The 6,665-nt window shown below is 71.2% G+C and carries 8 protein-coding genes; 4 read left to right on the forward strand and 4 right to left on the reverse strand.

Translation table 11 applies throughout. From position 1 onward, the window contains the following. The first annotated feature begins 28 nt into the window (after window positions 1–28). The gene (locus EYA84_RS05585) at window positions 29–622 is read left to right on the forward strand and encodes a hypothetical protein (RefSeq protein WP_131051929.1); all 594 of its coding nucleotides are present in this window, start codon (window positions 29–31) and stop codon (window positions 620–622) included. Here the strand turns inward: EYA84_RS05585 and EYA84_RS05590 are convergent, their stop codons facing one another. After that, window positions 623–1,555, reverse strand: a complete 933-nt coding sequence (locus EYA84_RS05590) for an SDR family NAD(P)-dependent oxidoreductase (protein ID WP_131051930.1) — start codon at window positions 1,553–1,555, stop codon at window positions 623–625. 110 nt (window positions 1,556–1,665) lie between these two features. On the opposite strand from EYA84_RS05590, the gene EYA84_RS05595 reads away from it, so the two are divergent. After that, complete coding sequence (locus EYA84_RS05595) at window positions 1,666–2,235, forward strand: TetR/AcrR family transcriptional regulator (RefSeq protein WP_131051931.1); 570 nt, start codon at window positions 1,666–1,668, stop codon at window positions 2,233–2,235. Here EYA84_RS05595 and EYA84_RS05600 read toward each other — a convergent pair. Beyond that, a complete protein-coding gene (locus tag EYA84_RS05600; RefSeq protein ID WP_131051932.1) occupies window positions 2,224–2,955 on the reverse strand; it encodes an alpha/beta fold hydrolase in 732 nt (243 codons plus the stop codon). The genes EYA84_RS05595 and EYA84_RS05600 overlap by 12 nt on opposite strands. Before the next feature lie 9 nt (window positions 2,956–2,964). After that, on the reverse strand, window positions 2,965–3,276 hold the full coding sequence (locus EYA84_RS05605) for a hypothetical protein (RefSeq protein ID WP_236145612.1): 312 nt from the start codon (window positions 3,274–3,276) through the stop codon (window positions 2,965–2,967). 498 nt (window positions 3,277–3,774) lie between these two features. Here EYA84_RS05605 and EYA84_RS05620 point away from each other — a divergent pair, with 498 nt between their 5' ends. Further along, window positions 3,775–3,966 carry a hypothetical protein gene (locus EYA84_RS05620; RefSeq protein ID WP_131051935.1) on the forward strand — a complete coding sequence of 64 codons (192 nt, stop codon included), beginning with the start codon at window positions 3,775–3,777 and terminating at the stop codon, window positions 3,964–3,966. A gap of 204 nt (window positions 3,967–4,170) precedes the next feature. Here the strand turns inward: EYA84_RS05620 and EYA84_RS05625 are convergent, their stop codons facing one another. After that, window positions 4,171–5,100 (reverse strand): MerR family transcriptional regulator, encoded by a 930-nt coding sequence (locus tag EYA84_RS05625; protein WP_236145611.1) that lies wholly within the window; start codon window positions 5,098–5,100, stop codon window positions 4,171–4,173. A gap of 79 nt (window positions 5,101–5,179) precedes the next feature. On the opposite strand from EYA84_RS05625, the gene EYA84_RS05630 reads away from it, so the two are divergent. Beyond that, window positions 5,180–6,665: FAD-dependent oxidoreductase (locus EYA84_RS05630; RefSeq protein WP_131051936.1), on the forward strand; the 1,486-nt coding region annotated here is incomplete at its 3' end.

The following is a 6,665-nucleotide window of genomic DNA, read 5'->3' on the forward strand; positions in this document are numbered from 1 at the left end:
TCCATCGTGGCCGGTCGATAATGCGACGGTGGTGAGAATCGGCTGGTTACTGGTCGGCGCGCTCCTCTCGGCGGTGGTGGCCTGCGACGGCACGTCGACGCCGGACCCGTCGGGCGCTACGTCGGGGCAGTCCGCTGCCGCAGCGACGCCGACCGAGTTCGTCGCCCCGCCGCTGCGGCTGCCCACCGTGGCACCCGGGGACGCCTGCCCGGTCACCGAGCCGCAGCCCTGGCCCCACCCGGACCAGGCGAGTCGGGTGCTCGGCCCCGGCCCGCTCTATCCGGTCGCCGACTACTTCCGGGACGGGGTGCTGGAGTTGCGGGCCATGGACCGGAAACAGGACGGCACGTACACGAAGAAGGTCCGGTGGATCGGCTCCGGCTATGCCGGGCCGGTGCTGGTGCGGGCCGCCCGGATCGACGGGTCGGGCCCGGCCGGTGCGGAGTTCGCCTACCTCGGGGAGCCGCGCGACGACGGGCACCACGCCCTGCTGGTCCGTCCGGAGAACGACCTGCCCGCCACCACCACGGTCGGCGGGCCGGGGTGCTACGCGTACCAGGTCGACGGCACCACGTTCAGCGTCACGGTGGTGTTCCGCGCCGCCCTGGAGAAGACTGGCTGATCAGTTCGGCGCAGTGGCGACCTTTGGTGCGTCGAGGTAACGCACGCCGGTCGCCTCCTCGGAGACCTGCCAGAGCCGTGCGGCCAGGGCCCGGTCGTCGGCGGGGGCCACGACCGGACGAGTGTGCACCCGGTTGCCCCACCGGAACAGCGGCGGGCCGTGGAAGACGCCGGTCTGGGCGGTCGGGGCGGTGGCGGCGTAGAGGAGCGGGAGGGTGCCGCTCTCGGAACTACGGGCGAGCAGCAGACCACCGATCCGGGTCACCGCCCATTCCCCGGCACTGTCGTACCTGCGGTTCATCGGGGTGCGGGCCATGCCGGGGTGGGCGAGGAGGCTGCGTACCGGGTTGCCGGTGCGGCGCAGTCGACGGTCGAGTTCGACGCCGAAGAGGGCGTTGGCCTGCTTCGACCGGATGTACGCCACGGGCGGATCGATGCCCGCCCTGTCGGTCAGGTCGTCCAGGTCGGGTCCACCGCGCAGCAGTCGATAGAAGCCGGAGCCGACGGTGACCACCCTCGGGTCCCGATCGGGCCGGAAGATCTCCAGCAGCAGGCCGGTCAGGGCGAAGTGACCCAGGTGGTTGGTGGCGAACACGCTCTCGTAGCCCTGAGCGGACCGTTCGTTGCCCTGCTTGGCGATCCCGGCGTTGTTGAGCAGCAGGTCGACCTGGCGGCCCTCGGCGCGTAGCTCGGCGGCGAACTCGCGCACCGAGTCGAGGTCGGCGAGGTCGAGCCGGCGTACGACCAGATCGCCGGCCATGCCGGCGCGGGCCTGCTCGCCCTTGGCCGGGTCGCGGACGGCCATGATCACGGTCGCGCCCCGGGCGGCGAGCTGCCCGGCGGCGATCAGGCCGAGTCCGCTGCTGGCGCCGGTGACGATCGCCGTCCGGCCGCTCTGGTCGGGGATGTCGTCGAACGTCCAGGTGGCAGGCATGGGCACCTCCGGTCGAGCGCAACGGATAATCTATCCGCTGCGTGGGTGTCGACCGTACCACGTGAACGGATAAGTTATCCGCTGTTGCTCGGGTGGATTATCCTCGTGCGATGTCCACGGAGCCGTCGACGAACGCCGAACCCCTGCGCGCGGACTCGGCCCGGGTGCGCGCCCGGATGCTGCGCGCCGCCCGGGAGCGGCTGGCCGCAGGTGACGCGGAGTTGCCGATGAACACGATCGCCAAGGCGGCCGGGGTCGGCGTCGGCACCGTCTATCGGCACTTCCCCAGCCGGCAGGCCCTGCTGGAGGCGCTGGCCGTCGACCGGTTCACCCAGCTCGTCGACGCGGCCGAACAGGCCGCCGCCGGGCCGGACGTCGCCGCCGAGATGGCCCGGCTGCTCCGGACCGCCCTCGACCACCAGCTCGGTGACCCGGCGCTCGCCGCCGTCCTGGCCGAACCCGCCGCCGCCCGCCCGGAGACCAGGGAACTGGGCCGGGCGCTGACCGTAGCGGTGGACCGACTTCTGCACCGTGCCCGCGACGCCGGGGAGATCCGACCGGAGATCACCGCCGACGACCTCCGGGCGCTGTTCTGCGGCCTCCAGCACGCGGTCACGGTGAGCGGCGACGCCGACCGGGACCGGTACGTCGAGATCCTGCTCCGAGGACTACGCGCCTGACGGCTCGGCGCGGGCCGTCGGCGGGTCGGCGAGGAAGGACTCGACGGCGGCGACGAAGACATCGGGTGCCTGCGCGTGGACGTGGTGGCCGGTCGGGACGGTCACCAGGCGCGCGGCGGGGAGGCTCTCGGCCATCCGGGCCATCGGCTCCTGCGGCAGGTGGCTGCCCGGCCCACCGGCCAGCATCAGCGTGGGCACCGAGAGGCTGGCCAACGCCGACCAGCGGGCCGGGTCGGGAGCGTTCAACTCCGCCAGCACCGAGGGTCTGATCTCCCGGTCGTAGTACGGCGCGCTCTCCGGCAGAACGGTGGGAACGATGATCCCGAGCGGCACCGGCGGCGGGCACTCCTCCAGCACCAGGGCGGTCACCCGCTCCGGTGCCCGCTCGGCGGCCAGCAGTGCCACGGCGGCACCCAGCGAATGCCCGACCAGGACCACCCGTTCCAGGGCCAGTCGGCCGAGCAGTGCCAGCAGGTCGTCGCGCAGCACCGTGAGGGAATACGGTCCGACCCGGTCGCTGCTTCCCATGCCACGCAGGTCGGGCACGTGGACGGTGCGGTGCCGTGCGAACGTCGGTGCCAGCGCGTCCCAGGTGGTCCCATCGCCCCCGCCGCCGTGCACCAGCACCATCGGCGGCGCGGCCTCCGTGCCCGACCCGCCCTCGATGCTGCGGTACGCCAGCCGACCCCACCCCATGTCCATCGAGCGGTACGCCAGCATGGCGGAAGCCTACGGCGGCGTTCCCGGGTCCGCTGTCCCTACGAAGGCCGCGCCGCAGGGCTTGGAGGAAACCCTCTTCCGCCCCGAACGCCGGTCCGCCACGGGTGCCGGTGCGGTCCGCAGTCCGGCCGGTTGGACGAAGATGGCCCGGCGGTCGACCGCATCTCCTCGGCCGTTGAGCTGGTAGCCCTCCAACCAGATCCACCCGTCGTACGTGGTCCGGTTCAGGACCCGGATCACGCGGAACAGGATCGGCTGTCGGAATTGCACGCTGGCCTCACGTCCCACCCGGAGCAGCTCACCGGCGCGGGGTGTGGTCACGACAGCCACCCGAGGAACCTTCGGTGCAGCAGCCCGGCCGGAGCCCACCCCATGTCCCGACTGGCCGCCAACATGCACGAGCCCAGGTAGAGCGCCAGGGATGCCGGTGCGTTGGCGTACTCGGCCTGCAACTCCTGGCGGCGTGTGCGGCAGGGCCAGGGGGCACCACACCCCGCGCAGGTCCAGATCGGCAAAACCGGCCCGTGGCTAGTCACGACGTTTCCCCGGGCCAGTGGCCCTGGTTGATCGGCACCCGGTGCCGCACTCGGCAGGGGAGATCCCGTCCGCACCGACAGGTCACTCGTTTGAGGATGTGGTTCCACGCCGGTCTGTGCCTTCGCGTGAGGGTCAGAGCAACGCCGGCCAGACACTCCTTGAACGAGACGAATCGCGTCATGAATCCATGGCATCACGGGGGGGTGTACAAAGACAACCCCCAAAGGAAGCGTCTAACCCTCTTTCCCATTGTGCAACTCCTGCAGGCCATAGCGTCAGTTTGTGGAGCTGCTCGGGTTGGATGAGATCCGTGATCTGCTTGGTGGGATCAGCAAGCAGCGCGCCACGATCATCGTGGGTCGCAAGGGATTCCCTGACCCGGTCGTGACGTTGAAGATGGGCCGCGTCTGGGATGGCAAGGATGTCCGGGCCTGGATCGCCGAGAACCGCCCCAGCCCGATCGACGAGGACTGACGTCGACCGAGCCGGAATGCAGAGCGCTCCCGGCGCAAGGAAGTCCCGCGTGCCGACGGTCCGGCCTACCGTCTACGGGATAGAGGCGCAGCGGACCGCATTCCGTCACGCTGCGGCCGTATGCGGGTGGCACCTGGTGCAGGCACTTGCGACGATGCCGGGTGCCCACCCGCCGGGCTGGATGTCAGTGCACGGCGCAGGCGATCAGTTGTCTGCGGAGTGGGCGTCGGCAAGGGCCTCGCCGAAGAGCCGTCCGGCTAGCTCCACGCAGCGCATCCGGGCAGGAGAGAAGTCGTACGGCATCTTGGTGATCGCTGTGGCGGCACCCATCTCTGCGCCCTCATCCCCGTTCAGGTCGGCCTCGTAGGTCTCGAAGATCTTTTCCTCGGCCGCGTCGAGACCGGCTGCCTCGATGGCCTGATTCAGGGCCATCAGGTGAGCGCATCGCTGTGCGGCGAGCTCTTCGACGCGCGGGTCGTCGGGGTCGACGCCGTCGTCGAGGGCGGCCTCGGCCGCCTCAAGACGGTCCTCCTCGGCCCGCAGCTCGGGGTGGGTGGCCAGCACGATGAACGTGCCGGCCTGGATGGCGGCGCCCAGCGGCCCGAAGATCCGTTCTGTGATCAGCAGGGCGTCGAGATCGGAGGGGCGCAACGCGCCCGGGGGCAGGTGGCTGAGCCGGTCCGTGACCAGTTCGGAGAGCAGCCCCAGTGGGCTGCCCACCGCCTGTAGGCGCTGGACAGCCGCGCGCCGACGCTTGATGGCGGCCTCCTGCGCCGCCAAGGTCTCCTCCAGCCTGCTCAGGACCGACTCGATAGGGGCGTGGTCCTGGGCAGCGTCTCCGGCGTCGTCCCGGGCACCGCCGAAGGCGGCCCGTATGTCGTCCAGGCTGATACCGGCATCAGCCATCTTGCGGATCCACAGCAGGCGGGTCATGTCGTCATAGCCGTAGCGGCGGCGGCCGTCCCCGCCGCGCTCGGGCTCCGGCAGCAGACCGATCTCGTGGTAGTGGCGGATGGCGCGTGGGGTGGTCCCGGCGAACGCGGCGGCATCACCGATCTTGACCTGCCGGGGAGGTGTGAGTGTGGGGTACATCGCAGGCAGCGCCTTTCGCGTGGTGTGGTGATCCGACCCCACCACATGCCGCTACGGCATGTGCAACAGCGGGCGTTTCGGGGGCAACCGAGGTGGCACACCGCCGTGCTTTCATTGGCCCATGGCGAACCCGGTGATTCTCTCCGTCGACGACGACCCGGCGGTCTCCCGGGCCGTCGCCCGGGACCTGCGGCGTCGCTACGGCGACCGGTACCGGGTGGTGCGCGCCAACGCCGGCCCGGAGGCGCTGGAGGCGCTGCGGGAGATCAAACTGCGCGGTGAGCAGGTGGCCCTGCTGCTGGCCGACTACCGGATGCCGGAGATGACCGGGATCGAGTTCCTGGAAGCGGCGATGGACCTGTTCCCGGCGGCCCGTCGGGTGCTGCTGACCGCGTACGCGGACACCGGTGCGGCGATCGACGCGATCAACCTGGTCGACCTCGACCACTACCTGCTCAAGCCCTGGCACCCGCCGGAGGAGAAGCTCTATCCGGTGGTCGACTCGCTCCTGGACGCCTGGTCGGCGAGCCCGATCGCGGCGGCCACCGAGATCCGCGTGGTCGGGCACCGGTGGTCCGCCGAGTCCTTCGCGATCCGTGACTTCCTCGCCCGCAACCTGGTGCCGTACCGCTGGCTGCTGGTCGACGACCCCGAGGGGGTGCGGCTGCTCGCGGCGGCGGGGGTGACCGAGGCCGACGTACCGCTGGTGGTCACCGGCGACGGCAAGACGCTGGTGGCCCCGGCGGAGGCGGAGCTGGCCGGGCTGATCGGTCTGAACGTCACCCCGACGGCGGACTTCTACGACCTGATCGTGGTCGGTGGCGGTCCGGCCGGGCTGGGCGCGGCGGTGTACGGCGCTTCCGAAGGGCTGCGGACCGTGCTGGTGGAGCGGCTGGCCACCGGTGGACAGGCCGGGCAGAGCAGCCGGATCGAGAACTACCTCGGCTTCCCCGACGGTGTCTCCGGCGCGCAGCTCACCGACCGGGCCCGCCGGCAGGCGCTCAAGTTCGGCGCGGAGCTGCTTAGCACCCGTGAGGTGGTCGGCCTGGACGAGGCCGGCTCGGCGCGGGTGCTGCGGTTCAGTGACGGTCAGAGCCTGGCCGCGCACTCGGTGGTGCTGGCCACCGGCGTGTCGTACCGGATGCTGGCGGCACCCGGCCTGGACGAGTTCACCGGCCGGGGGGTGTTCTACGGGTCGGCGTCCAGCGAGGCGCCGAGCTGCGTCGGCGCGGACGTCTACATCGTCGGCGGGGCCAACTCGGCGGGGCAGGCGGCGGTCTACTTCTCCCGGTACGCGCAGCGGGTGCACCTGCTGATCCGGGGCGCCGACCTGACCGCCTCGATGTCGCAGTACCTGATCGAGCAACTCGGCCGCATCGAGCAGGTGACCGTGCACCCGCACACCGAGGTGGTCTCCGCCGCCGGAGACGAGCACCTGCAACAACTGACGCTGCGCGACACCCGCACCGGCGAGCAGCGGGACGTGGACACCTCCTGGCTGTTCGTCTTCATCGGCGCGGAACCGCGTACCGGCTGGCTGGACGGCACGGTGGTCCGCGACGACCGGGGCTTCGTGGTGACCGGGCCGGACCTGGTCGCCACGAAGC

Source organism: Verrucosispora sp. SN26_14.1 (genome assembly GCF_004307965.1).
Classification (GTDB): Bacteria; Actinomycetota; Actinomycetes; order Mycobacteriales; family Micromonosporaceae; genus Micromonospora.

What these genes read in the sequence shown, in the direction of transcription:
- EYA84_RS05600 (WP_131051932.1), bottom strand. Translation starts at nt 2,955, where the DNA reads ATGCTGGCGTACCGCTCGATGGACATGGGGTGGGGTCGGCTGGCGTAC.
- EYA84_RS05595 (WP_131051931.1), top strand. Translation starts at nt 1,666, where the DNA reads ATGTCCACGGAGCCGTCGACGAACGCCGAACCCCTGCGCGCGGACTCG.
- EYA84_RS05590 (WP_131051930.1), bottom strand. Translation starts at nt 1,555, where the DNA reads ATGCCTGCCACCTGGACGTTCGACGACATCCCCGACCAGAGCGGCCGG.